Below are 24,220 nucleotides of genomic sequence, written 5' to 3'. Positions count from 1 at the left end.
GTACATCCTGACTTTTTGCATTACGTCATGTTGAAAGAACGGGTGGAGCTAGACTAAAAACAACCTTTAGGTATAGGAAGAATAACAATGATGAAAATGAAGTTAATAGCAAGAAGTCTCGGTGCGGCGGCGTTAGTTGCCACATCAGGTGTAGCAGTGGCTGAAACACTGTCAGTACCGGCTACTGTTACCGTCGATAACACCATCGACTTTCAGTTAACCGGTTCACTGGATTTTGGTACGCTTCGAGGCGCAGCCGATAACGCAGGTACTACCTGTGTTGGTGTAACGATGCCAGCGAACCCGGCTTCAGCCCTGACCAGCACATTGACTGGTGCTGCTAGTACTGCATGTACTACTGGTTCTGGTAACGCAATACTGGCCACCGTTGGTGGTACGCCGGCCCGCCCTGAATTTGCAGTAGCCGGCCTTGCTGCCTTTGCAACATTAGATGTTACTGTACCAGTAACAACAGACGAAACTGATGGCATCGAAATGGCACTGGCGACACCACCTCCCGGTTCACCGGTATTTCAGTTACATGATTTTACGGTATACCAGTCATCTGGCACACCTGGTGCTGTAGCCTTAACTGCAGGCGTGGGAACATTAAACGCTAACGGTACAGGTGATATCGCATTTAACGTGGGTGCAACCATCATTACCGATCCAGGCACACCTACCGCGACGGATTATCAGAACGCCGCTTATACAGCCAGTTTTGACGTTGAAGTGGCCTACTAAGAAAACAGGCCCGGTCCCGGTGGTTGCTGCAATGTTTAGCTTGTCAGAGCGTGTTGATAGCAATCAGCCGGGGCACATTTTTATGTATTTAAAATTTCTTGGACTCGTTTGTTTAGTATTTCCGAGCGCAGGACTTTCAGATTTACTGACGGATACCGCGCTCTCATTTGGTAAAATTGCTATTCGTGACAATGATTCGGTAAGCGCCGTCCACTTACCCCGCAGCGGTAATCAATTCCCTACCAATAAAATTCTTATTATTGAACCTGGTACCCCCGGAGCTTATACCCTTACCGGGCTGCCCCCGTTTGTTGAAGCCAGCCTGAGTGCCGATGTACCGGCTTTCTCGGCGGTGCCTGTGGCAGGTACTGAACAGTTCACCATCAGCGCGGTAGATATACCATCGACCATCAAAGCAGATGCTTCAGGCAATGCTCATTTTAAAGTCGGTGGTGTACTGGAAACCTCTGGAAACGGCGGTACTTACCTGGGCCCGCTTGATTATCAGATCATGTTGAATATTAATCTTGTTTTTTAACGGAGATGGCAGATTGATGTATAAGTCATTGCTTGTTTTGTTATTCGTTTTAGGTGTTGTGCAGTCGGGCCTGGCACAGGCCAGTTTGTTGATTTATCCGACCCGTGTCACGTTTGATGAGAAAGATCGTAGCCAGCAGGTAACTCTGACCAATACATCTCAGACCACCAATACCTACCGGCTCGAGTGGCGCGAAAAGCGCGCATTGCGTGAAGGAGGGTATGATGATATTGCGGCAGAAGAGGCAAAAGACCTTCCTGTTTCCAGCAATATGATTCGCTTTTCTCCGAGGCAGGTGACGCTCAAACCCGGTGAACGTCAGGTTGTTCGACTGGCTTTGCGCCGACCGCGAAATCTGGAAGTAGGCGAATACCGCTCCCATTTAATGTTTAAGGCCCTGCCTCCAAACGAGGAAGAGAAAGAAGAAAGCTCTCCCTCTTTGAATATTCGGATGGTAATAAGCTTTGCCATACCGGTGGTCGTCAGGGAAGGGGCGCTGGATGCCAGCTTGCAATTGAAATCGGCTGAAATTGTCTACAACCCAGCCACTGAGTCGGGCACTGTGCATGCAAGCATAAAACGTGACGGGCCTCATTCACTGTGGGGTAATTTGTCGGCTTTCTGGACACCGGCTGGTAGTGATGAGCAAGTACTGATCGCTAAATTAGGCGAATACAGTCTCTGGGCTGAGTTGGAACAAATCAACGCCAAACTAATATGGGCAGAGGCGCCCTTTGTACCTTCGGACGGTACACTCCATATCCGCTATGACGGGGTCAGAGATTTTCATGGTACCACCTATATTGATGAGAAAATCCCGCTCAGCAAAAGTGACATTAAAGTTGTGACCGAATAACTAACGTATAACGCTGTTAAATCAAGTCTCTTGTGTTGATAGTGATTACCGGTAAAATCGCTTGCAGAATAATAAATAAAAATATGGGCTGCATGTATTAAATGGCGGGGAACAGGTGCGGAGCAAGTAAGCGCATACCCAGCATAGCTGTGCTGTTTGTGTTACTGACTACTTTATTCAGCGCTGTTGCTTCTTCGCAGGATACCTCCGCAGCAACATTGTCTGAAATAAAAAAAACCTTATCGGTTATCAAACGAAAGTATGCCGGTCGTCGTCAGTCAGATATTGAAAACACCAAACCGGAAAATGTTTCTGCACCCGATAAGATGATGCAGACACCCCCAGAAGCAGCTTCCACTGATGCAACTGCAGTTACACCGAAGCTCACTGACGCCCCTGTCCTTAATACGAATGCTGATGACATTGCGATGTCAGAATCCTCTCCGGATGTTGTCATATCCCCCAGCGAAGTACCTGAGACCGCTATTGGCAGTCGTTTTGCTGAAGGGGAGGAATTGATACTGAGTTTATCATTAGGCGATATCTATCTGGCTGACATGTTTGCGTTTAAAAGCCGCCGGGGGCTGAAGGTAGGCCTGATTGAGTTTTCGGAACTGATGGAGTTTCCCATAGAGGTGGATCTTGACCCGGTATCCGCACAAGGCTGGTTTCTAAGTACTGATAATCAGTTCAGCTTAAAAAAAGGGGATGCAGAGCAGTTGCTGGTGGATATTGCTGGGCAGAAAGCCACTGTCGCAGAAGATGCGTATTTCATCGACGATGATATTTACCTGGAACTTACTGATCTGGCCGATTGGTTTGAGTTTGCCATAGCACTTAATGAGGCTCAGTTAACCTTAACATTAACGCCCTCCACGCCTTTTCCAATACAACAGCGTATGGCCAGACGTGGTAACGAAGTCTACAGAAGTGGCACCACGCCTTCTGTGCTGCCGCCGATTGACTCTGGCTATCAGTTGTATTCATCGCCGTTGCTGGATGTTCAGGCATCGGTACAAACCGACGAGGATGACACATCATCAAGCTACTCTTTGCTGTCCAGTCAGGATATGGCGTATTTTAACAGCCAGTTATTTTTGGCCGGAAATGATAGAAATGGCTTAAACAATGCCAGGCTGACATTTTCCCGCCAGTCTGCGCAAGCTGATTTGTTAGGGGCATTGCAAATGACAGAGTTTGCATTTGGTGATGTGGTCCCGGTAAATGTGGGCGCGGGTCAAACAAAGGGGTTAAGCCGCGGGTTCTCAATGAATAACGCAACCCGCGGTCTGGTAGACAACCAGAGAGTGAATCTGACCGGAGAAGTACAGGCTGGCTGGGATGTAGAGTTACACAGAAACGGCGTGTTGATTGACCGTAGATTGTCAGTCGATGATGGGCGATATGCATTTAACGATATTGAACTGAGTTTTGGTGAGAATAATTTTGAACTGATTCTGTATGGGCCGCAGGGCCAGGTTGAGACCCGTCAGGAGTCATATTTTATTGATAGTAATACGGTGTCTCAGGGAGAGGGACTGTTGCAGTTCTCACTGGTAGATGCGAACCGCTCTTTGCTAGGGGTGTCTGAAGACACCCAGGATTTAACGCAACGCGGAGTGGATGCCAGCGCGGTATATGATTATGGCGTGTCAGACTGGCTGTCTGTGGGTGTCGGCTCATCATTTTTTGAGCCTGAGCTCGGAGACACACAGCAGCAGTATTCTTTGAGAACGAATGTTGTGGTAGGCGATATAGGATTATATAACGCCACCTATAAACTGGATAAAGATAACCGTGCCAACTTCAGCCAGAATTTCAGAACCCGAATCGGTCAGACAAGCTGGTCGCTGGGTTATCGCCACAATGAAATATTGGATGAAGAGCGTCGCGATACGGGTTCCGGAGATACTGAAGTTATAACACTGCGAATGACTGGCAGGCTCTTTCATGATTTGGCGTTCCCGTTGAGCTACGAGAACCGATATCAGCAAGTACAATTTGAAAATGGCAAAAAAACGGAGCAGATTCAGAACATTCTTGGCATTAATTCCCGGTATGGCTCAGTAACCAACGCGCTTATCATGCAAAGAGGAGAAGGAACAGGCGACCAGGAAGAGAATACCAGCGATGAAGATTGGGATCTTGGTGGTTCACTGTCCTATAAAAATCGTTTCGGTAAAGCCTTTACCCGTTTTTTTATGAATTATCGAATAGAACCCTTCAGTGAGCTTTCTTCGGTAGGGAGTGCGGTAACGTTTCCTATTACAAGTTATCTTAAGTCAGAGTTCCGTTATTCTCATTCGCTACAAACTGATGAGGATCAGTATGACCTAAGATTAAACTGGCTTGGAGATACATTCACTCTATCCGGGCTGCTTAATTATGATACTGGTAACGACTGGAGCGTTAGTTTAAATGCCCGCATGAGCCTGGGCTACGAAAGTGAGTTGGGGCGATTTTTTGCTTCAGGCCGTTCGCTGTCTCAATCTGGCTCCTTATCCGTCAGGGTGTATGAAGATAGTAACCTGGATAAACAATATACGCAGGGTGAACCTGTGCTGGACGACGTTGAAGTGGAAGCGGTGCAGGCATACCGACGGGAGAGAACAGACGCTTCAGGTGTTGCTGTGTTAAAAGCACTGCCCAATCATCGCCGTACTGATATTGTTATTGATAAAGCCAGCCTGCCTGATTTTACGCTGACACCGGTTGATCCCGGATTTTCTGTCAATGGCAGAAAAGGCCTGATTCAGCACGTTGATATTGCTGTTGTCAGAGCCGGTGAACTGGATGGCGTAATATATCTGAAAGATGAGCAGGGTGTGGAATCTCCGGCGCCAAGAATGAGAATTAATTTAGTCAATATGCAAGGCGATGTGGTCGCTTCAACCCGCAGTGAATTTGATGGGTATTATTTATTTGACAGTATTATGCCCGGTGATTATCAGTTGCAAATTGACAGCGCGCTGCTCAGCCGCCGTTCTTTGCGTCAGAAGACTAAAAAGCAGTTGATTGTTTCTAACCGGGGCGATCTGATTACCGGGGTTGATTTTGTTCTGAGCCCGTTAAAAAAGGCGCGGGGCTTTGTGGTTAATGCCGGAGAGTTTCGTTCTGTCGGGTTACTGAAGTTGTATTATCAGTTGTTACAAAAACGTCTGGGTAAATCAATGTTGCAGGATGCGTTTTATATACGCCCTACAGACATGCAGAGCTATGTGATAGGGCTGGGTTACTATGAAGATAGTGAAAATGCTGAGGTTTTGGCGGAGGAACAATGTCAGATGTTCTCTCAGTCAGAAGTAAAGTGCAGTGTTGATTATTTCGAATTTGAATATTGAGGACAATAATGGGAAGCATAGTCAGACTGAAGCGTGAATTGAGTGCCACTGTGTGTTTCCTGTTACTTTTAACGGGTTGCCAATCTACTTTTAAAGGGGATGATCAGACGTTATCGCTGTCATCACTTACACCTGCACAGCAGGCAGAACTGATTAATCTCCTGCAGAATCAGGAAGAAAATGAGGCGTTACTGGAAAGCTGGAAAGAGAATCGTGATGGGGTTGAACGGCTATTGTTGATTGAGAGCGAATTAGTGTTGTTAATGGAGCAGCTGGACAACCTGGCTACAGAGCAGTCACAGCGCGATGCTGAGCCACCTGAAGTGAAGTCCGCCGAGCCAGCGTCCTCTGAAGTATCCTCTGTGGTTGAGCAAACAAAAAGTAATGTTGGCCTTAGTGCAACGGAAAAACGTTATGCTCTGCAACTCGGGGCATTCTCTGAGCCTGATAGTTTACTTGAACATTGGCAGAATCTTAGTAATGCACATGCAGTGTTAGTAGCTGAAAAAGAGGCCAATTATGAGATAGTCAGGCGCAATGGTGCCAATTTGTACCGATTGAAAATTGGCGTTTTTGCCTCCAGTGACGAGGCCTACACTTTCTGCAGGAAGTTGCAGAACCTGGAGTTGAAATGCATCTTAATGCAGTACAATGAGTCTGATATCAACCAGCTGAAATAATCATAGAGCGCCATATAGCTAAAAAACCCACTCCAGAGCTGCGAGACTGTAAAAGTCTCAATCAAGGCGTGGTTGCGCAGGAATAGTGATGCTCTTTACTCCGGGCTTCCTGCCCAGCGCCCTTCGGGCCAGCCTGTGGCTGTTCAAAAACACTCCTGATGTTTTTGTCAGGCAATTAGAATGAAGAGTGAGGCTTTTTCAGGCGCGCTTTTGGAACTCTCGCTGGTGTTGTTTAGTTAAACTATATGGCGCTCTAGCGGTATTCTGCGCTTCCCAGGTGTTTAATAACAAAGTAGGGAATGACGACGCTTGATGCGCTCATCACCTTTTGTGTGTGTCGGTCAATTACCCTGCCATTGACACGAACGCCACTGTGCTCATAGATCAGGGTTCCGGCGACGATGCAGCAGTATTGTTCCTTTCTTTTTATTTCCCGTGAGAAGATAAAGTCACCACCTTGTGTTACCTGCACATGCTCATCGGTTTTAACATCAACAACCTGATAACCCAGGCTGCTCATCTCTGTCAGTAATGCTTCCGCGAACTGGTTTCCCAGAGTATTCGTGGTTTTCAGGTTGTCATCAAATTCTACAAAAGAGGTAATAGCAATAGACTCATTATTGTAGTCAAGGTGCTGTTCCTGGAATTTGTGAACCAGCTGCTGGGCGTAGTCGTTTAATGCCTTGAAATGCTTTTGAGGGGAGTATTGATTGTATCTGGCGGTTCCTCCCCAGGCCTTTTCCTGCTGGAGGTTCGGTTGTGGCTGAGGATGGCTTGGTTCATTTTCTTTCCATGGTGTGCTTATTCCAGGCAGGCTTTGACACGCGCTTAGCAGAACAACAGAAAGAGTGATTAGAAAAACGGATTTCATAGATTAGGCTCCTGAATGCTCATATTACATCGCACTGCCACTAAATAACGCATTGACCTGTCTGTGCGGAATCAACGACGTTCCGGCTGACAATATTGACTTTGTTTCAATATCAACAATTCGGGTCTGAACCAATATGCCGTTAGCATGTTTGGTCATGGTGCCCACCAGAGCGAGCTTTGCGCTGATTTCCTCATCAAGCTCAAGGTAATCCCGGGTTAATATAAAATCCCCTTGTGGCGTTACCCGAATATAATCTGACACCTTGTAATCAAGGGTGTTGATGCCGAAACGATGCAGCTCCGCCATAAATGCCTCAGACAGTTGTTGACCCAACAGCGATGAGGATTGGTAGCCGGAATCAAGTAAAACGAAACTGGTCACGGCAACAGAAGCATCCGGGGCGACATTTTTCATATTGAGCGCCATTTCGGCGACGGTTTCTCTGACATAATCCTGAAGCTGCACACTATTGATAAATTCATTTTCCGCAGCATTCGATGATTTGAAGGTCGCAGGTTGAAATGCCCCATTGCTATGTTCATCAGGAGTCTCAATATCAAAGGTTGCGCAACCTGCGAGCATAATAATCAGGATCAAAATAGTAAAAAGCTGCGTCATTAGGTACCCCTGGTGGCCAGTAGCCATGTCATTGTTTCGTGTTGTCTTAAACCGTTTGTGTTGATAGCCAATTACTGTTGCTGTACGAAGAAAGTTTACTTTTGAAGAATAAAGCAATTATTAAGCCAGTTTTTAGTTCCGAAGCTCGCATCTGATATTGTTACACTGGCTTGATACTTGCAGTTCTGAGACCAGTGCTAATAGCAGAAAATGTGACCTGTTGGTTTGCCAGACTGAATGACATGTTTGTTGATTTGGTAAATATTAATGTGGATTAATTTGCAATGTATCTTATAAGACACACCAACGCCTGGATTATAACAATCTTGTTCCTGGCGATGATGTTGAGTGCGTGTTCAAGCTATTTTCAGAACGCAGAAAATACAGATGATAACCAGTCTGATGAAGCGATCTCTGAACAACAAATTCAGCAAATAGTGGAAGAATGGCGGGAGACCAGGCCCGCTATCCGACGCTTGTCAGAACTTGAGTCTGACTTTATGTTGGTGTTAAGTGAAATAGAAAAGCTTTCTGTGATTCCTGATGCTCCGCGGGACTATGCTGTTAAGCAGGAGTTAGAAATCGTCGAGGCGGAACAACGTCAACTGTTCTCGTCTGACGACTCAGAATCTGCAGACGTCGTTGATGATCAACCTGCTATGGGTGTCGCTGATCAACCTGCAATGAATGTTGTTAATCAACCCGCAATGGATAGCGCCCCCTTACAGCAAACAGCAGATAATCAACCTTCAGAGAGCGAAACATTGCAGCGGCAAAGATATGCCGTCCATATTGCCCTGTTCCTGCAAGAAAATACCGCTCATGTGGGCTGGAAGGTTCTGAACAGACGATACGAAGCGCTGTTTAGTGGTCTGCAACCGCTACTGGAAAAAATAGAGCACCCGGAACAACGGCTGTATAGCCTCAGAGTGGGGCCGTTTTTTGAGGCAGAACAAGCTGATCATTTTTGTTCGGTGTTAAAGCGCCGTAAGTACAAATGCAAACTGACTGCCTATATCGGGACGCCAATAAGCTAAAGAATATTTGCTCACTCTTCCTGCTCTCAATGTTATAAGCTGTTAAAACCCTTACTGAACCCGGACATACGGGCAATGATTATGTTACTTGAGAAAGCTCAGAGTCTGCTATTGCTGGTTGATGTGCAGGAAAAACTACTACCTGCAATTGATGCCGGTAATGAACTGGAGAATGCTGCCGCCTGGGCTATGCAGGTGGCATTGCAGCTGGGTGTGCCGGTGCTGGCAACTGAGCAATATCCTCAGGGGATTGGGCATACCACACAGAAGCTGGCAGAACTGTTACCCGAGCAGGGCGTTATCTCCAAGCTGAGTTTCAGTGCCTGGCGGGAGCCTTTATTTAAGCAGCGGCTTGAGCAATCCCAGCGCCACCAAATCATCATTATGGGCACTGAAGCTCATGTCTGTGTATTGCAGACGGCACTGGATTTGATTTCAGCTGGGTATCAGGTGTTTATTCTGATTGAGGCGGTGGGCTCAAGACAACAGGCGCACAGGGCACAGGCACTGGCCCGCATGGACCAGGCTGGTGCTGTTCTGATTAATAAAGAAATGCTCGCTTTTGAATGGCTCGAACGATCCGATACCGAGGTGTTCCGTACAATTCATCGGGGCTGGATCCGATAACACTGAGTGTTGGTTCCCAGGGCCCACTATCCCGTATTTATTCCTTTCCCGGGCGCAGCTTCACTGGCACCGCTGAGTATCTCTAACCATTGTACCGACATTGACCTCAATTCCACGAGAGCCTGATCAGTGGTTATCTGATTGGTCTGACGGCCACCGCCAGAGCTGATAAATTCGCGGCACCGGATATTCAGAACATAGTCTTTGTAGTCCGGGGCAGGTTGAGACAAAAATATGAACCTTTGGGGCCAGAGACGTTACCTTTAGGTATAGCCGGAAAATGGTGTCGGGTTACACCTTAAGCTCAGTATGGTTGGCCTGTTGGTTAAGATAACGGGCGAACATAAACAGCCAGTCTGATAAGCGATTGATATACTTAAGGCAAACAGGTGGTACATCCCGGCTTTTACTCATCGCTACTAACTGGCGCTCAGCCCGTCTGGCGATAGTCCGACAGACATGACACTGAGCGGCGTCAGCACTGCCGCCGGGAAGAATAAAATGGGTTTGAGGAGGAAGCTGACTTTGCCAGTGGTCAATTTGTTGCTCCAGAGCATGGATATCCTCATCTTTAAGGCTGTTATTGGCAGAAAGCGCAAAGCCAGTCTGAAACAGTTGCCTTTGCACCTGCTGCAACAGGGCAAGGTCCGTAGTGCTTAAATGGCTGCCCAAAAGCCCAAGCTGGGCATTGAGTTCATCCAGGCTGCCATAGGTTTCCAGTACGATATCGTGTTTATCCAGTTTTTCTGGCTTACCGGCATAAATCTGAGTGGTACCCTGATCGCCGTTTTTTGTATAGATCTTCATTCTGCTTGTAATTCCTCAGTGGGCGGGTCAGGTTTGTGGAAGCGACGAATCTGAACCACCATACCGAACATGGGGTGGTCAAAGTAATGGATTTGGGTGCTGATCACCCGTCGCAATTGTTTAAAAGGCAGTGCATAAAGATGACTACGACCACCTGAGTCTGTTGAAGACCTGGTATCACCCATATACTGTGATTCGCCAGCAAGGCTATGGGATTGCATGAGTCCCGGAGGCCCCTCAGCCCGATACAGCAACTCAGAATCAATGTGCAGGTAGGGCACCCGGTTAATATATTCAAGGTAAACCTTAAACCAGCCATCCAGTTCCCATAACGCATTGGTTTTTGAGCCTTGGGGCGTGGTTTCAATATCTTGCTCTGCTAAAACAAGCGGTTGGGAGAGGGCTTCTTCCACTTGCATGATCAGGTTTTTATCCTGGCTTTGTGACGCAAGAGCCGGAACTGATTCTAATTCGGTTTCTGACTCTAATGGATTTCCCAGATTGTCATAGCTAAGGGCGAAATTAGTGCCGCCAAACAGGCGATATTTTTGCGCTTTGTCACGCCCAAACAACACAGGCTGGCGCCAGACCAGATGCAACAGGGGGCGAATTCCACGCTGACGATGCAGGTCACGGGCAATGCTTTTAAGGGTCATCTGACTGGCAGGTAGCAAATAGGGCTGATTGTTAAAACGACGCTCAATCTCATCGATCACGTCCGGTACCGATGAAATCAAAGGCTTACTCTCTTGGTCTGGGGCCAGGATATCTTTAAGCCATCGTTGTTCTTTGGCAAATACACAGTCACTGCGCAGCCAGCGGTTAGGATTAAAGCGATATGCCAGGGTATTCTTTGTTGGCTGTTCTGAAGCCGACAGCTTGCCGACGATTTGGGCGCCTGCATCAACCCCGTTTACTGTTCGGGGTATGACGGCAGATTGTTCGGCCTGTTGTTTTAACGCTTTAATCTCATCCAGTATAAGATCAATACCCGGCGTGGTTATCTGAAGTGGGCTATTGGGGAAATGCTCAGTTGTGGACTCATTTTCCTCACAGCGAGTAAGATTATTGCGCAGAGCACGAATATCCGGGCGCAGAAAGGAGCTGAGTAGATCGGTGCTATCGCCGGTCTCCACGCGCGCCGGTTGTGGAAAGTTCTCCTCTAAGCGCTCCAGTGATTGATCCTGTTTGTACAGGAGAACTTCAACATCAAACCACCAGTCGTTGGCCAGTGCAGGGGAGCTGAATGTAACTAATACGGTCAGCAGCAATACCGATTTTAATAACAAGTGCGTCATCAGGCCGCCTGTAATTTCCGTTTAAATTGATTAAGCATATCCTGAACCAGTGTAACACGCTGTTGATGCTCTTCGGTTTTGATATTGAACCTGAGTTTTTGTGGTCCGTCCAGCTTATAGATTGCTGGCTGGGACTGTAACAACTGGATAATAAACCCGGGGTCGATGGGGGTGTCCTGCTCAAACTCGACAAATCCGCCCTGGGCACTGGCTTCAATTTTGCTGATACCAAGATTTTTCGCGTCCTGTTTCAGTTCGCTAATCATCATCAGATTTTTGGCGGCATCGGGTAACAGACCAAAACGGTCAATAAGCTCTACCCGAAGCTCATCCAGGTCATCTTTTGTTTTGCAATTGGCGACTTTTTTATACAGTGACAAGCGGATATTAACATCAGCAATATAGTCTTCCGGCAACAGTGCCGGTATTCGCAGTTCGATTTCCGTATGTGAGGAAAGCGATTCCTCCAGGGACGGCTCTTTGCCTTCTTTGAGTGCGTCGACGGCTTTATCCAGCATTTCCATGTACAAAGAAAAGCCAACGGTGGCAATCTGACCTGACTGATCATCACCCAGCAGCTCACCGGCACCACGAATCTCAAGATCATGGGTGGCCAAAGCAAAACCGGCACCCAGATCTTCAAGCGACGCGATAGCTTCGAGGCGTTTCCGGGCATCTTTGGTCATGCGCTTAGGGTGAGGGGTGAGCAGATAGGCATAGGCCTGATGGTGTGAACGACCGACCCGGCCCCGCAGCTGGTGCAATTGTGCCAGCCCCAGATGATCCGCTCTGTCCATAATAATGGTGTTGGCGGAGGGAATATCGATGCCGGTTTCAATAATGGTACTGCATACCAGCACATTAAAGCGCTGATGGTAAAAATCTGACATTACCCGTTCCAGATCCCGTTCGCGCATCTGACCATGGCCAATGCCGACTCTGGCTTCGGGAACAATTTCTTCGATTTCAGCGGCGGTCTTGTCAATCGTTTCCACTTCGTTGTGTAAAAAGTATACCTGACCCCCGCGCAGGATTTCTCGCATGATAGCCTCGCGGAGCAGCTGTTTATCGCGCTGGCGAACAAAGGTCTTAATTGCGAGTCGCTTGGCCGGTGCGGTAGCGATAATGGACAGATCACGCATCCCGGATAACGCCATATTCAGGGTTCTTGGAATAGGCGTGGCGGTCAGGGTCAGTATATCCACATCGGCGCGCAGGGCCTTGAACTTCTCTTTCTGGCGCACCCCAAATCGGTGTTCCTCATCGATGACTACCAGTCCAAGTTCAGCGAATTTAACGTCATCCTGCAGTAGCTTGTGGGTGCCGACAACAATATCAACTTTGCCCTCTGCCAGTCCCTGAATAATGTCTTTGTGGGCCTTGCCACTGCCAAAGCGGGATATGACTTCAACGCGAAAGGGCCAGTCGGCAAAACGGTCTTTGAAATTTTCATAATGCTGCTGGGCGAGCAGGGTGGTGGGAACTAATATTGCTACCTGCTTTCCGCCATTGGCCGCCAGGAATGCCGCACGCATGGCCACTTCTGTTTTACCGAAACCCACATCGCCACAGACCAGCCGGTCCATTGCTGTAGGGCTGCCCATGTCCTGAATCACGGCATTGATGGCTTGCTGCTGATCTGCTGTTTCTTCGAATGGAAAACTGTTAGCAAAGCTCTCGTACTCATCCCAGTTGATCTTTATCGCGAATCCGGGCTTGGCGGCACGGCGGGCATACACATCCAGTAACTGTGCCGCCACATCACGCACTTTTTCGGCTGCTTTCTTACGTGCTTTGGCCCAGGTTTCAGTGCCAAGGTGGTGCAGTGGAGCTGAGTCGAGATCACCGCCGCTGTAACGGCTTATCAGGTGCAAAGACGAAACCGGTACATAGAGCTTAGCCTGATTGGCATATTCAATCGTCAGGTATTCTGTGGTAATCCCTCCGGCATCCAGCGTTTGCAAACCTTTGTATCGGCCGACACCATGTTCCAGGTGCACCACTGGCTGGCCAATACTGAGCTCGGCCAGATTACGAATGACCGCAGCTTCATCGGTGGCCTGCTGTTTCTTGCGCAGGCGCCGCTGGCTGATCTTATGACCGAGTAAATCGGTTTCTGTGACCAGCACCAGCCTGGAATCTGTTTCTTCCAGTACAAAACTGTGCTCCAGATCACTGATGAAGATGCCGGTTTGTTGATGCCCGATCAGAAAAGACTGCAGGTCGGAAACTTCTTTGGGGCTGATCCGGATCTTCTTCAGCATCTCCAGCAAGCTTTCCCGTCGCCCCTGTGATTCAACACTGAACAGTACCTTAACCCCTTGCTGCTGCCAGTCATTAAGTTGTTGCTGTAGTGATGCCATGGGGCTTTTAAGCTGCGGTTTGATAGCAATATCCGGCAGCGGTGTAGTGGCAAAATTAGCGCGGCCGGCTTTAGGCTCCAGACTGTGGTGGCTTATGCTGACCCTTGAGCGTTGTTTGATCAGATTAAACAGCTCCTCCACCCTTAAGAAGATCTCAGCGGGTGTCAGCAAGGGTTTAAGCGGATTGTATTTGTGCTGTTCATAGCGCTCCTGAACATCGGCCCAGTAAAACTCAGCGGCGTTAAGGAGATCGCCATGCATCAGCACCAGGCTGTCGTGATGCAGGTAATCAAATAAGGTGGCGGTATGGTCAAAAAATAGTGGCAGATAGTATTCGATACCGGCAGGCATTATCCCTTTGCTGACCTGATAATAGATCGACTCACGGGCATTGCTGGCGTCAAATCTGTCAAGAAACTGCACCCTGAATCGATCAATCGCTTCTTTATCTGTGGGAAATTCGTGCGCCGGGAGCATACGGATCTGGGTGACTTTTTCCTCTGAGCGTTGAGAATCGGGATCAAAAATCCGGATGCTGTCAATCTCGTCGTCAAATAAATCTATGCGATAAGGCGTTTTGCTACCCATCGGATAAAGGTCAATAATACTGCCCCGGACACAGAATTCACCGTGACTCATTACCTGGCTGACCGCAGTATATCCTGCACGCTCCAGTCCCTGGCGAAAACCATCCAGGTCAAGCCGCTGGCCCTGTTCGAGTAACAATAAGTATTTCGCCAGGTAATCTACCGGTGCCAGACGCTGTAACAGGGTATTGACCGGTACAACATAGATGCAGGGCTGCGGTTGTGTCAGGTGGAAAAGGGTTTCCAGACGCTGGGATATAATGTCCTGATGAGGAGAAAAGTTGTCATAGGGAAGTGTTTCCCAGTCAGGGAACACCTTCACATCAATATCACTGACAAAACTCTGAAGTTCACGGGCGAGTTTCAGTGCACAGGGTGTATCAGCGGTGATAAGCAAAACTGAACTGTTAATCTTTTGGGCAGCGTTAGCGATAGTCAGGGCCAGACTGCTGCCATGCAGATTACCCCATTGCTGATGATCACCTGCTTTAGTGGGCAGGTCGGGACTGAAAATACTGCTCATGCTGTGTTAATTATTCTCTTTGCCGGATAGTGATACAGGACGACTGATCTGATAAATGTGTTGAGGTTTTTGCACACAGACAATCATCTGTGTTGGATTCACCTGTCAGCTTTTTGATCAGACTGCTTTCTCTTCTTTAACTGTTGAGTCTGAAGATGCAGGCTGGCACGTACCAGCAATTCCTGATCCTCTTCTCTGATGCTACTGAAAAACAGCGAGATATGGTACTGATCCTCCACTTTCTCGCAAGTGATAACTTCGCCATAGCAGAAAATGCCACAGGCTTCCTCTTCCAGAAAGAGTCTCAGTTCGCATTGTGTCTGCAAATCCAGCGGTTTCTTGCTGATCAGGATGAGTCCGCCACCGCCAAATGAGGCTGTATCATACTGGTGTTCATCGGCCATCTGTTGTTGCAATACATAGGACATCATAAGATCAATTTTACGGGACTGATGGTTAAGAAATTTAACCAGCTCACCGGCATGTTCACCAAGATTGCGAAGCGGACGCAGTGCTGCGGTTTCCAACGCCGACATTTCACTGGCAATGCGAAATGCATAAGGCATTGAATCGTTCAGATGCTCAGGGTCAGGTGGAGAAAAATCTTCTCCCAGCTCACGCATTGCAGCTTTGATCGGGTGTTTAATGCGGAAAAAATCATTAAATTGCTGTTGTTTTTGCTCCAGCGACAGCTTTTCCATAGAGACTCCATTAAAATGCGGGCCTTGATTGTGCACTAGCTTACACCTATTATCGGCCAACAATAAATATTCAGCCTCTGTCAGGCTTTATTCCGGGCCTATTCTCTACAGTGTATTACCCAGTCTCAGCATTTATCGGATTCCGTTACGCCAGAGCCAGTAAAGGCAATCCCTTTATTGCCTTTATCAATTTTTTTTCGGTTGCCGGCATCACACTGGGGCTGGCGGCACTCATTACCATTTCCTCTGTGATGAACGGTTTTGAAGCGGATCTGAAAACTCGCATTTTAGGCATAACCCCGCATTTTATCGTCGACAGCGAAAATAAAAACGACGCTCAACGCGCGCAACTCTCTGAGATAAGACATGTAAAAGCCCAGTCCCGGGTTATAGAATCCGAAGGCTTACTGCAGTCCCCGGCAGGTCTGAGGGGGGTAATGGTACAGGGGATTGAACCACAAACACTGCCACCCGGGGATATCATCAGTAACAGTATGCTGGCTGGTGATCTGACGGATTTGGTGGCCGGAGAGTACGGTATCGTATTAGGTCGGCCTCTGGCTGCGGCATTATCATTAGGGCTGGGCGATAAGGTGCGGCTGATCTCTGCCGATGCAAGCGTGTATACCCCCTTTGGACGAATACCGAGTCAACGGCAATTCAGGATAACGGGGTTGTTTGATGTAGGCTCTGAGTTAGATGATAAAGTCGTGCTGATGCATTTGCACGATAGCGCCAGATTACTGCGAACTGCGGTGCAAAATGCGGCCTCAACGCGTCTCTACCTGGACGATCCCTTTGCCTGGCAGGAGGTTAAAAAGGTTCTGGATAAGCAAGGCTGGGACAGTCAGAACTGGAGACAACGTCAGGGGCCGTTGTTTGATGCTGTGAAAATGGAAAAGAATATGATGTCCCTGATGTTATTGCTGATTATCGCTGTGGCGGCTTTCAACATTGTGTCTTCTCTGGTGATGGTAGTAACAGAGAAAAAGGCTGATATTGCCATATTACGTACACAAGGCATGACGGGCCCCGGTCTGATGCGCATATTTATGCTTAATGGCTTGTACAATGGCATCAAGGGTACCTTGTTTGGTTTGATTCTGGGGATACTGCTGACCAAACAACTGAATAATATTCTGGGGCTGTTTGGCGTGCAGGTGATGCCGGGCAAAGGCGCGGGGTTGCCTGTCGATATACAGTGGTCACAGATTAGTCTGACGGTAATGTTGTCAGTGATGCTATGTGTACTCGCCACGCTGTACCCGGCTATCCGGGCTATCCGAGTACAACCAGCCGATGCACTTCGGGCCGAATAATAGGAATGGTTAATGTCTGAAACTCAGTTATTGGTTTGTGAGCAGATCGCTAAACAGTATGACGAAGGGCCTGCACCCGTTCAGGTGCTGGAAAACATCAGCTTCAGCCTGAACCGTGGCGAACAACTTGCCGTAATGGGCAGTTCAGGATCCGGTAAAAGTACCCTGTTACATTTGCTAGGAGCACTGGATAATCCCAGTGCAGGTAAGGTGTTATTTAAAGGGCAGGACATCTATCAATTTAACGCCGCACAGCAAGCTTCTTTTCGTAATCAGAGCCTTGGTTTTATTTATCAGTTTCATCATTTGCTACCGGAGTTTACAGCCCTTGAAAATGTTGCTATGCCGCTGCTGATAGCCCGCGTAAGCTCGCGGCAAGCTAAGGATAAAGCCCGTAAAATGCTGGAAAAGGTAGGTCTGGCGCAGCGCTGCGAGCACAGGCCTTCTCAGCTTTCCGGCGGTGAGCGCCAGCGCGTGGCGATAGCCCGGGCACTGGTGAATGATCCGGCATTAGTCTTGGCAGATGAGCCCACCGGTAACCTCGACAATAAAACAGCAGAATCGGTATATGAGTTACTGCGCGGCCTGACCCGGGATCTGGGTACCAGCTTTATTGTCGTTACTCATGATTTGCATCTGGCACAGCGTTTAGATCGCTCACTGACTCTGCACGACGGTAAACTGGTAGCAGCATGAATTCATTGGGTATCCGGCTGGCGTGGCGGTTTCGACAGGGCAAAGGTCAGAATGGATTTGCTTCGTTTATCTCTGCTTCTTCCACCGTAGGTATTGCACTGGGTTGTTTTGTGATGATCTTGTTGCTTTCTGTGATGAATGGCTTTGAAAAAGAGCTAAAAGATCGGTTTTTGGCTGTAATTCCTCATGGTGAACTAATCGCTGTATCGCCCGGTGGAATGCAGAACTGGCAGCATCACATCACGCGTTTCGAACAGGATCAACGTATTACCTATCTGGCACCTGTAACTAAGATGATGGCCATGGTTCAGACCGGGGCGAAGATGAAAGCGGTTGAAGTGACCGGCATCCAAACCAACAGTATGAGACAGTCCAGGATCCGTGAGATGACAGAACTGGCTCAATGGCAACAATTTTCAGCAACATCAAACGCGATTCTGCTCGGGCAGGGGGTTCTGAAGAAGCTGGATGTAAAGATCGGCCAGAAGATTCAGCTGCTGATGCCACAACAAAGTATGGAGCAGGGGTTCAGACCTCCAAAATCAATCTGGTTTGAAGTGGCCGGCGTATTAAAAATCGGTGGTGAGCTGGATAATCACCTGGCTATGGTACACCTGGACAAGGCTTCAGAGATTCTGGGCATCCAGTCTGGTGCGCAGGGGCTGGAGTTCGGTTTCGAAGATCCCTTTGCGGCACCGGCTTTGATGAGGGAGCTTGGCTTTGCCTTTGACCAGCATGTCTATATTTCTGACTGGACACGCACCCATGGTCATCTTTATCAGGACATTCAACTGGTGCGTACGGTAGTTTATCTGGCCCTTACTTTATTGATTGCCGTCGCCTGTTTTAACATTGTATCGACCCTGGTTATGGCCGTTAACGATAAACGCCGGGAAATTGCCATGCTCAAAACCCTGGGAGCCAGAGATAGCCTGATTATACAGAGTTTTATGTTGCAGGGCATATTCAACGGTCTGATTGGTACTCTGGTGGGTATTTTAAGTGGCGTTGTAATCTCAGTTTACCTGTCTGAACTGGCTTTGTGGCTGGAAAAACTGATCGGAATCCAATTGTTGTCCGGGGATATCTACTTTATAGACTTTTTGCCCTCACAGGTTAACCCTGCTGAGGTGATTATTACCGCGTTGATCGCTTTGTCTCTGAGCGTTCTGGCGACCCTTTACCCTGCCATTAAAGCCGCCCGGATTGAACCTGCCAAGGTACTTAACCACTGAAGCACAAGGTATTCAATTAACTAGTGAAATGCTGGACTGTTTCTTGCTTTGTTTTCCTCTGCACTTTTGAAAATTACCATCAATGTCAACAACTCGTCATATAGCGGAGGACGATAATGAAGGGGGACAGGGCTGTCAGAATCTGGATGATTATACTCGCAATCAGTTGCTATATCACTCAGGGTGTACTTTTTAACCTGTTGTTTCCTTGGGTTATTTCCCCTTTAATTGTGGCGTGGTTGTGGCTCAAGCATGAACAAAGTCTTAAAGAAGAGGGGAGTTATGCTGCCGTAATGGGCTTTGTTAGCGGAAGCAGCCTCGTATTGATCTATTGCCATGTTATGTGGTTATCACAGGAAAGTGTAAAAAGTGTAAGTCTCGCTGCAGCGAACATGGATTTTATCTTGTCCCCCCTATACGCCTTTGCGCTTGGCACTGTGGGGGCCATTATCGGATATTCCACCCGTCGTTTAAGACGGGACTCCTGCCATAAGTAGGTGTAAAGATTAGTGACATACACCTCGAACACAGGTTCCCGGATCAGAATAACTGCTAAGCCTTCAAAGCCTTGAGTACTCTGGAGTGAAACTCCCGAAGATAGAGAATCAGCATCGTCACTACACACGCCAGCATAAGTAATCTGGGATCTACAAACCAGGTCAGGGCTGACAGCGAGAAATAGATAGAACGCAGCCCATAATTAAATGAATGTCCGGCCTGGTCAACGACTTTAGCTGCGCGATTGGCATAGCTTTTCACTTCTTCTTCTGAAAGTTTTCTACCGTCAGGGGCAGCCCCTACCAGCACACCTGCAAAGCCGTATTGGCGAAGCGACCAGGTAAACTGAAAAAACGCGAACACAAAGATACCAATAAGTAGTAGCAGCTTGAGTTGTATCTGCAGGTTGGTATTGGGTGAAGACAATGCCAGCTGTTGCAACATGGTACTAAGCTTGTCCACAGAAGCCATGGCCGTGAGTAACCCCGCCAGAATCAACAATGAACTGGAAGCAAAAAAGGTGATATTTCGTTCAAGTGTGGAGATAATTGACACATCAGCAACCCGGTTTTCCCGTTGTAGCATTTGTGTCATCCACTGGTTTCGTTTTTCTCTTAATTCTGCTGCAAGGCAGGGTCTGCGTCTTGCCTGTTTTTTGGCAAATAACGTGTAGCCGATCCAAATAGTTAAAAACCAGCCAAGGGCCACAAAATCCAGCGTTGTCATTGTTAAGCGAGTCTGTACTGTCAGGTCTTGCCCGACATGCTACACTGCGCGCCTTTTCAGACCAAGCACCTGGGCGTGTTTATCTTTCATAGGCACGCTTTGTCAGAAGCCATCTTTTCATCCGGCAAAGCAGACGGAATGACGTTGGCGGGCCTGAATAAACGACTGACAACGCCGCAGCCTGTAAAAATAATCCGGGTTTTCAGGTAAAGGCAAAAATGTTAAACCACACCGCTTGCCCCCTGATGGAAGCCGTTTTTGATCTCAACAGTGACAAATATGAAAGATAAACAGGTCTGATGATGCAAATTTCACTAGCTCCGATGGAAGGTGTTGTTGATCACCTTATGCGCGATATGTTGACGCAGATTGGTGGATACGATCTGTGCGTGACTGAGTTTGTCAGAGTGGTGGATCAATTACTGCCCGCTAAGGTCTTCTATCGTTTGTGCCCGGAACTAAAGCAACAAGGACTGACCCGAGCCGGCACGCCGGTCCGGGTCCAGTTACTGGGGCAGGATCCCGTGAGTCTGGCTGAGAACGCTGTGCGAGCTGTCAGTCTCGGCTCTCACGGTATTGACCTGAATTTTGGTTGTCCGGCAAAAACGGTGAATAAGAGCAAAGGCGGCGCGGTGTTGCTTAAACAGACTCAGGGCCTGTATGACATTGTTAGTGAGGTGCGCAGGGCTGTTGATAAAAAGCACAAAGTCACCGCCAAGATGCGTCTCGGCTTTGAAGATAAGGCCCTTGCAATCGACAATGCCATGGCCCTGGAGGCAGCTGGCGCCGATCTGATCACCGTGCATGCCAGAACCAAGGTTGAAGGTTACAAACCGCCCGCCTATTGGGATTGGATTGCCAGGATCCGCGAGCATGTCCGTATTCCGGTGGTAGCAAATGGTGAAATCTGGAGTGCGGAGGATGCGCTGGCCTGTCAGCAACAATCCCATTGTCAGGATATTATGCTTGGCCGCGGCGCTCTGGCGCTGCCTAACCTGGCTCAGGTGATACGCGGTGCCTCGCCGATGAGCTGGGAACAGGTTAAACAATTACTGGCGGATTATTCAGGCTACGAAATCTATGGTGATAAGGGGCGTTACTACCCAAACCGAATCAAGCAGTGGCTCGGCTACCTTAAGCGTCAGTACACTCAGGCGGACGCATTGTTTGAACAGATTCGCACCTTAAAAACGGCACAACAAATACTTCCCCACCTAATCGGCGAGACTGGTTTTAAACCTTAATTAGCACACGTTTATCTCAGTGTTATTGAACAATGCGCGTTATTTTGTTCTATTGATTGTCGACAGACAAAAGTTGTTGAGCGGCGCTGCAAATCGTTCACCAGCAAACACCTTTGAGGAAAATAACAACATGAAAGGTTCAACCCGAATACTGCTTACTGCGATGTCAGTAGGTATGCTCAGTGCCTGTGGGCAGCAGGGCGAAAAAGACCAGCCTGCGCTGGTAGAAATAGACAAAGACCCATACCCCAGTACCTACACCCCGTTGCCTTCTGCCACTACAGCGATCACTAATGTGACGTTGTTAGATGGTATAGGCGGCAGAATCGAAGGGGCTTCGGTATTGTTTGAAGAAGGCAAGGTGGTCTCTTTGGGCACCGATATTCAGATCCCGGAAAATGCACAGATCATAGACGGCACTGACAAATGGGTTACCCCCGGGATTATTGATGTGCACAGTCATCTGGGCGTCTACCCTTCACCGGGAACGCGTTCCCATTCAGACGGTAACGAAGCGACCAAACCTGTTACCGCTCAGGTGTGGGCTGAACATTCCGTGTGGGTACAGGACGCCGGATTCAGCCGTGCACTGGCTGGCGGAGTAACGGCTTTGCAGATTTTACCCGGCTCCGCGAATCTGGTGGGGGGAAGGGCGATAACCGTTAAAAACCTGCCTGACCGGACTATGCAGTCAATGAAGTTTCCGGATGCGCCCTATGGTCTGAAAATGGCCTGTGGTGAGAATCCTAAACGGGTCTATGGCGATAAAGGAGGCCCGGCTACCCGTATGGGTAACGTGGCAGGATACCGCCAGGCCTGGGCCGATGCCCAGGATTACAAGCGTAAATGGGAAAAATATCGCGCTGAGCACAAGGCAGGTAAAAATCCGAGCCCACCGAAACGGGATTTAACCATGGATACCCTGGTTGGCGTACTGGACGGCGAGATTATGGTTCATATGCATTGTTACCGTGCCGATGAAATGGCCATAATGATGGATTTAATGAAGGAATTTGATTATCAGATAGCGTCTTTCCAGCATGCTGTTGAGTCATACAAAATAACCGATTTGCTGGCTGAAAATAATGTCTGTTCAGCTATGTGGGCCGATTGGTGGGGCTTTAAAATGGAAGCTTATGATGGCATCCGTGAGAATGTACCGATGGTACATCAGGGCGGTGCCTGCGCTATCGTTCACTCAGACGATGATCTGGGAATACAACGTCTGAATCAGGAGGCTGCCAAAGCATTGGGTGATGGTTTGCGTGCAGGAATTGAAATTTCCAAAGCGCAGGCATGGCAATGGTTGTCTGCTAATCCGGCGAAATCACTGGGGATTTTTGAGCAGACCGGGTCTTTAGAACCTGGCAAAAATGCTGATCTGGTACTCTGGAGTACGGACCCTTTCTCCACCTATGCGCAGGCTGAGCGTGTTTATATCGATGGTGGCCTGGCCTATGACCGCCAGGATCCGAAGAGCTGGCCGGTACAGGACTTTGAGTTGGGCCAACCCGGCGAAGGAGATGTAAAATGAAACACCTTAGTATTGTATTACTCACGGCTTTGGGTTGTGCCTCGGCACAAGCAGAGAATCTCGCCATCGTTGGTGGTTATGTGCACACTATGTCACAGCAGGGCAGTGTGGAAAAAGGTACCGTACTGATCAGCGATGGTCGTATTCAGTCAGTGTCAGACCAGCAAAATGTACCTGAGGGCTACCGGATCATTAACGCAACCGACAAAATTGTTACGCCGGGGCTGATCGGTGCACAAACCTCACTGGGCCTGGTTGAAGTGGGCATGTCTGCCGGTACGGTAGATGCCAGTGCCAGGAGTGAAGACTATTCTCCCTATGGGGCTGCCCTTGATGTCAGTTATGCTTTCAATCCCGATTCAACGCTGATCCCTGTTACCCGAATCGAAGGCTTTACGGTAAGTGCCTCGGGGATGTCTGGTACGCATAGTCTGTTTGGTGGTCAGGGCGCAGTATTTAGTTTGGGCAATGCTGATAACCTGGTGAAACGTGGTGCCTTCATAACCCTGGCAGTGAACAATGATGGTGCTGATGACAACGGTGGCAGTCGTGCAGTTTTGTGGCCAAAAATTGAGGATGTACTGGCCGAGGTGAAATCCTTGCAAGGTCGTGCTCTGACCGCTGAGGATGAGTGGCACGGGCGGTTGAGCAAAGAAGATGCAAATGCGTTATTGCCGGTGGTGACCGGTGACATGCCATTATTTATCGATGCCAGACGTACAGCAGACATTCGCCAGGTGCTGGCCCTTAAGAAGCGCCATCCGCAGCTCAGGCTTGCTCTGCTATACGCTACAGAAGGTTGGCGGGTTGCCGATGAAATAGCAGCAGCACAGATTCCTGTGGTACTGGATCCTGAAGTTAATCTGCCTGGCAGTTTTGATCAATTAGGGGCCACCATGGCCAATGCAGGCCGATTAGATGCGGCTGGTGTGAGTGTGTCGATTGGCATGGATACCCATAACCTGCGTTTAGCAACGCAACATGCGGGTAACGCTGTGGCCAATGGATTACCCTGGCAGCAGGGTTTGGCGGCGCTGACCATTAATACCGCCAGATTGCTTGGAATTGATCAGGATTATGGCAGTATTGAGGCGGGTAAAGTTGCCGATGTGGTGATCTGGTCCGGAGATCCGCTGCAGGTGATGGAAGCGCCAGAGAAGGTCTTTATCAATGGCGAAGAAATCAGGCTGGAGTCACGTCAGACCAAACTCAGAGACAGGTATCTGACCCTGAGTGAGGACAAGCCTCAGGGCTATATCAGACCCTGAGTTAAATAAGACAGGTGTTTGCTGTAATGCCAGTCAGTTAAGCTGACTGGCATTTTTATATATCTTCAAACTTTCCAGTAAAGCAGATAGTTTGGCTTTCCCTGCA

Annotated in this window: 22 protein-coding genes; 14 read left to right on the top strand and 8 right to left on the bottom strand. The window is 48.5% G+C overall.

The window, feature by feature from the left end:
• Window positions 1-87: 87 nt before the first annotated feature.
• The 5 genes from CDA54_RS18095 (at window position 88) to CDA54_RS18075 (ending at window position 6,159) form a co-directional block, all read left to right on the top strand.
• A complete protein-coding gene (locus CDA54_RS18095; protein ID WP_099036457.1) occupies window positions 88-744 on the top strand; it encodes a hypothetical protein in 657 nt (218 codons plus the stop codon).
• A 19-nt stretch (window positions 745-763) separates the two neighbouring features.
• Window positions 764-1,282 carry a hypothetical protein gene (locus CDA54_RS18090; protein ID WP_143452323.1) on the top strand — a complete coding sequence of 173 codons (519 nt, stop codon included), beginning with the start codon at window positions 764-766 and terminating at the stop codon, window positions 1,280-1,282.
• Window positions 1,283-1,298: 16 nt separating this feature from the next.
• Window positions 1,299-2,138, top strand: coding sequence for a fimbrial biogenesis chaperone (locus tag CDA54_RS18085; protein WP_099036455.1), 840 nt, complete (start codon window positions 1,299-1,301; stop codon window positions 2,136-2,138).
• A 218-nt stretch (window positions 2,139-2,356) separates the two neighbouring features.
• Window positions 2,357-5,479 (top strand): hypothetical protein, encoded by a 3,123-nt coding sequence (locus CDA54_RS18080; RefSeq protein ID WP_143452322.1) that lies wholly within the window; start codon window positions 2,357-2,359, stop codon window positions 5,477-5,479.
• 8 nt (window positions 5,480-5,487) lie between these two features.
• Window positions 5,488-6,159, top strand: a complete 672-nt coding sequence (locus CDA54_RS18075; RefSeq protein WP_099036453.1) for an SPOR domain-containing protein — start codon at window positions 5,488-5,490, stop codon at window positions 6,157-6,159.
• A 253-nt stretch (window positions 6,160-6,412) separates the two neighbouring features.
• On the opposite strand, the gene CDA54_RS18070 is transcribed toward CDA54_RS18075, so the two are convergent.
• A complete protein-coding gene (locus CDA54_RS18070; protein WP_099036452.1) occupies window positions 6,413-7,030 on the bottom strand; it encodes a FlgO family outer membrane protein in 618 nt (205 codons plus the stop codon).
• 24 nt (window positions 7,031-7,054) lie between these two features.
• The gene (locus CDA54_RS18065; protein ID WP_099036451.1) at window positions 7,055-7,651 is read right to left on the bottom strand and encodes a FlgO family outer membrane protein; all 597 of its coding nucleotides are present in this window, start codon (window positions 7,649-7,651) and stop codon (window positions 7,055-7,057) included.
• Window positions 7,652-7,935: 284 nt separating this feature from the next.
• Between CDA54_RS18065 and CDA54_RS18060 the strand changes: the two genes are divergently transcribed.
• A complete protein-coding gene (locus tag CDA54_RS18060; RefSeq protein WP_143452321.1) occupies window positions 7,936-8,688 on the top strand; it encodes an SPOR domain-containing protein in 753 nt (250 codons plus the stop codon).
• Window positions 8,689-8,769: 81 nt separating this feature from the next.
• Complete coding sequence (locus CDA54_RS18055; protein WP_099036480.1) at window positions 8,770-9,315, top strand: hydrolase; 546 nt, start codon at window positions 8,770-8,772, stop codon at window positions 9,313-9,315.
• Window positions 9,316-9,341: 26 nt separating this feature from the next.
• Here CDA54_RS18055 and CDA54_RS18050 read toward each other — a convergent pair whose 3' ends face one another.
• The 5 genes from CDA54_RS18050 to CDA54_RS18030 all read right to left on the bottom strand — a co-directional run bounded on the left by CDA54_RS18050 (window position 9,342) and on the right by CDA54_RS18030 (window position 15,594).
• Window positions 9,342-9,545, bottom strand: a complete 204-nt coding sequence (locus tag CDA54_RS18050) for a hypothetical protein (RefSeq protein WP_099036449.1) — start codon at window positions 9,543-9,545, stop codon at window positions 9,342-9,344.
• Between the two features lie 61 nt (window positions 9,546-9,606).
• On the bottom strand, window positions 9,607-10,122 hold the full coding sequence (locus tag CDA54_RS18045) for a cob(I)yrinic acid a,c-diamide adenosyltransferase (protein WP_099036448.1): 516 nt from the start codon (window positions 10,120-10,122) through the stop codon (window positions 9,607-9,609).
• The gene (locus tag CDA54_RS18040) at window positions 10,119-11,420 is read right to left on the bottom strand and encodes a CsiV family protein (RefSeq protein ID WP_099036447.1); all 1,302 of its coding nucleotides are present in this window, start codon (window positions 11,418-11,420) and stop codon (window positions 10,119-10,121) included. Before CDA54_RS18040 ends, CDA54_RS18045 begins: the two co-directional genes overlap by 4 nt.
• A complete protein-coding gene (gene mfd / locus CDA54_RS18035) occupies window positions 11,420-14,893 on the bottom strand; it encodes a transcription-repair coupling factor (protein WP_099036446.1) in 3,474 nt (1,157 codons plus the stop codon). The genes CDA54_RS18040 and mfd overlap by 1 nt, the downstream gene beginning before the upstream one ends.
• Window positions 14,894-14,991: 98 nt before the next feature.
• The gene (locus CDA54_RS18030; RefSeq protein ID WP_099036445.1) at window positions 14,992-15,594 is read right to left on the bottom strand and encodes a PilZ domain-containing protein; all 603 of its coding nucleotides are present in this window, start codon (window positions 15,592-15,594) and stop codon (window positions 14,992-14,994) included.
• Window positions 15,595-15,704: 110 nt separating this feature from the next.
• Here CDA54_RS18030 and CDA54_RS18025 point away from each other — a divergent pair, with 110 nt between their 5' ends.
• The 4 genes from CDA54_RS18025 to CDA54_RS18010 all read left to right on the top strand — a co-directional run bounded on the left by CDA54_RS18025 (window position 15,705) and on the right by CDA54_RS18010 (window position 19,341).
• Complete coding sequence (locus CDA54_RS18025) at window positions 15,705-16,913, top strand: lipoprotein-releasing ABC transporter permease subunit (RefSeq protein ID WP_099036444.1); 1,209 nt, start codon at window positions 15,705-15,707, stop codon at window positions 16,911-16,913.
• A 12-nt stretch (window positions 16,914-16,925) separates the two neighbouring features.
• Complete coding sequence (gene lolD / locus CDA54_RS18020) at window positions 16,926-17,609, top strand: lipoprotein-releasing ABC transporter ATP-binding protein LolD (RefSeq protein WP_099036443.1); 684 nt, start codon at window positions 16,926-16,928, stop codon at window positions 17,607-17,609.
• Window positions 17,606-18,844 carry a lipoprotein-releasing ABC transporter permease subunit LolE gene (lolE, locus tag CDA54_RS18015; RefSeq protein WP_099036442.1) on the top strand — a complete coding sequence of 413 codons (1,239 nt, stop codon included), beginning with the start codon at window positions 17,606-17,608 and terminating at the stop codon, window positions 18,842-18,844. The genes lolD and lolE overlap by 4 nt, the downstream gene beginning before the upstream one ends.
• 146 nt (window positions 18,845-18,990) lie before the next feature.
• The gene (locus tag CDA54_RS18010; protein WP_143452320.1) at window positions 18,991-19,341 is read left to right on the top strand and encodes a hypothetical protein; all 351 of its coding nucleotides are present in this window, start codon (window positions 18,991-18,993) and stop codon (window positions 19,339-19,341) included.
• Between the two features lie 55 nt (window positions 19,342-19,396).
• Here the strand turns inward: CDA54_RS18010 and CDA54_RS18005 are convergent, their stop codons facing one another.
• Window positions 19,397-20,068 carry a DUF599 domain-containing protein gene (locus CDA54_RS18005; RefSeq protein ID WP_099036440.1) on the bottom strand — a complete coding sequence of 224 codons (672 nt, stop codon included), beginning with the start codon at window positions 20,066-20,068 and terminating at the stop codon, window positions 19,397-19,399.
• A gap of 302 nt (window positions 20,069-20,370) precedes the next feature.
• Here CDA54_RS18005 and CDA54_RS18000 point away from each other — a divergent pair, with 302 nt between their 5' ends.
• The 3 genes from CDA54_RS18000 to CDA54_RS17990 all read left to right on the top strand — a co-directional run bounded on the left by CDA54_RS18000 (window position 20,371) and on the right by CDA54_RS17990 (window position 24,114).
• Entirely contained in the window at window positions 20,371-21,312 is a 942-nt protein-coding gene (locus tag CDA54_RS18000; protein WP_099036439.1) for a tRNA-dihydrouridine synthase, read from the top strand.
• Window positions 21,313-21,442: 130 nt separating this feature from the next.
• Window positions 21,443-22,846 carry an amidohydrolase gene (locus tag CDA54_RS17995; protein WP_099036438.1) on the top strand — a complete coding sequence of 468 codons (1,404 nt, stop codon included), beginning with the start codon at window positions 21,443-21,445 and terminating at the stop codon, window positions 22,844-22,846.
• Window positions 22,843-24,114, top strand: coding sequence for an amidohydrolase family protein (locus CDA54_RS17990; protein ID WP_099036437.1), 1,272 nt, complete (start codon window positions 22,843-22,845; stop codon window positions 24,112-24,114). Before CDA54_RS17995 ends, CDA54_RS17990 begins: the two co-directional genes overlap by 4 nt.
• Window positions 24,115-24,220 lie beyond the last annotated feature (106 nt).

This window comes from Lacimicrobium alkaliphilum (assembly GCF_002591895.1).
Taxonomy (GTDB): Bacteria; Pseudomonadota; Gammaproteobacteria; order Enterobacterales; family Alteromonadaceae; genus Lacimicrobium; species Lacimicrobium alkaliphilum.
Note: the sequence above shows the minus strand (reverse complement) of the source record. Positions and strands in the feature narration are given on the sequence as shown.

Excerpts from the sequence above, each read along its gene's own strand:
- CDA54_RS18095 (WP_099036457.1), top strand. The coding sequence starts at position 88 with ATGATGAAAATGAAGTTAATAGCAAGAAGTCTCGGTGCGGCGGCGTTA.
- CDA54_RS18085 (WP_099036455.1), top strand. The coding sequence starts at position 1,299 with ATGTATAAGTCATTGCTTGTTTTGTTATTCGTTTTAGGTGTTGTGCAG.
- CDA54_RS18075 (WP_099036453.1), top strand. The coding sequence starts at position 5,488 with ATGGGAAGCATAGTCAGACTGAAGCGTGAATTGAGTGCCACTGTGTGT.
- CDA54_RS18070 (WP_099036452.1), bottom strand. The coding sequence starts at position 7,030 with ATGAAATCCGTTTTTCTAATCACTCTTTCTGTTGTTCTGCTAAGCGCG.
- CDA54_RS18065 (WP_099036451.1), bottom strand. The coding sequence starts at position 7,651 with ATGACGCAGCTTTTTACTATTTTGATCCTGATTATTATGCTCGCAGGT.
- CDA54_RS18060 (WP_143452321.1), top strand. The coding sequence starts at position 7,936 with ATGTATCTTATAAGACACACCAACGCCTGGATTATAACAATCTTGTTC.
- CDA54_RS18055 (WP_099036480.1), top strand. The coding sequence starts at position 8,770 with ATGTTACTTGAGAAAGCTCAGAGTCTGCTATTGCTGGTTGATGTGCAG.
- CDA54_RS18045 (WP_099036448.1), bottom strand. The coding sequence starts at position 10,122 with ATGAAGATCTATACAAAAAACGGCGATCAGGGTACCACTCAGATTTAT.
- CDA54_RS18040 (WP_099036447.1), bottom strand. The coding sequence starts at position 11,420 with ATGACGCACTTGTTATTAAAATCGGTATTGCTGCTGACCGTATTAGTT.
- mfd (WP_099036446.1), bottom strand. The coding sequence starts at position 14,893 with ATGAGCAGTATTTTCAGTCCCGACCTGCCCACTAAAGCAGGTGATCAT.
- CDA54_RS18030 (WP_099036445.1), bottom strand. The coding sequence starts at position 15,594 with ATGGAAAAGCTGTCGCTGGAGCAAAAACAACAGCAATTTAATGATTTT.
- lolD (WP_099036443.1), top strand. The coding sequence starts at position 16,926 with ATGTCTGAAACTCAGTTATTGGTTTGTGAGCAGATCGCTAAACAGTAT.
- lolE (WP_099036442.1), top strand. The coding sequence starts at position 17,606 with ATGAATTCATTGGGTATCCGGCTGGCGTGGCGGTTTCGACAGGGCAAA.
- CDA54_RS18010 (WP_143452320.1), top strand. The coding sequence starts at position 18,991 with ATGATTATACTCGCAATCAGTTGCTATATCACTCAGGGTGTACTTTTT.
- CDA54_RS18005 (WP_099036440.1), bottom strand. The coding sequence starts at position 20,068 with ATGACAACGCTGGATTTTGTGGCCCTTGGCTGGTTTTTAACTATTTGG.
- CDA54_RS18000 (WP_099036439.1), top strand. The coding sequence starts at position 20,371 with ATGCAAATTTCACTAGCTCCGATGGAAGGTGTTGTTGATCACCTTATG.
- CDA54_RS17995 (WP_099036438.1), top strand. The coding sequence starts at position 21,443 with ATGAAAGGTTCAACCCGAATACTGCTTACTGCGATGTCAGTAGGTATG.
- CDA54_RS17990 (WP_099036437.1), top strand. The coding sequence starts at position 22,843 with ATGAAACACCTTAGTATTGTATTACTCACGGCTTTGGGTTGTGCCTCG.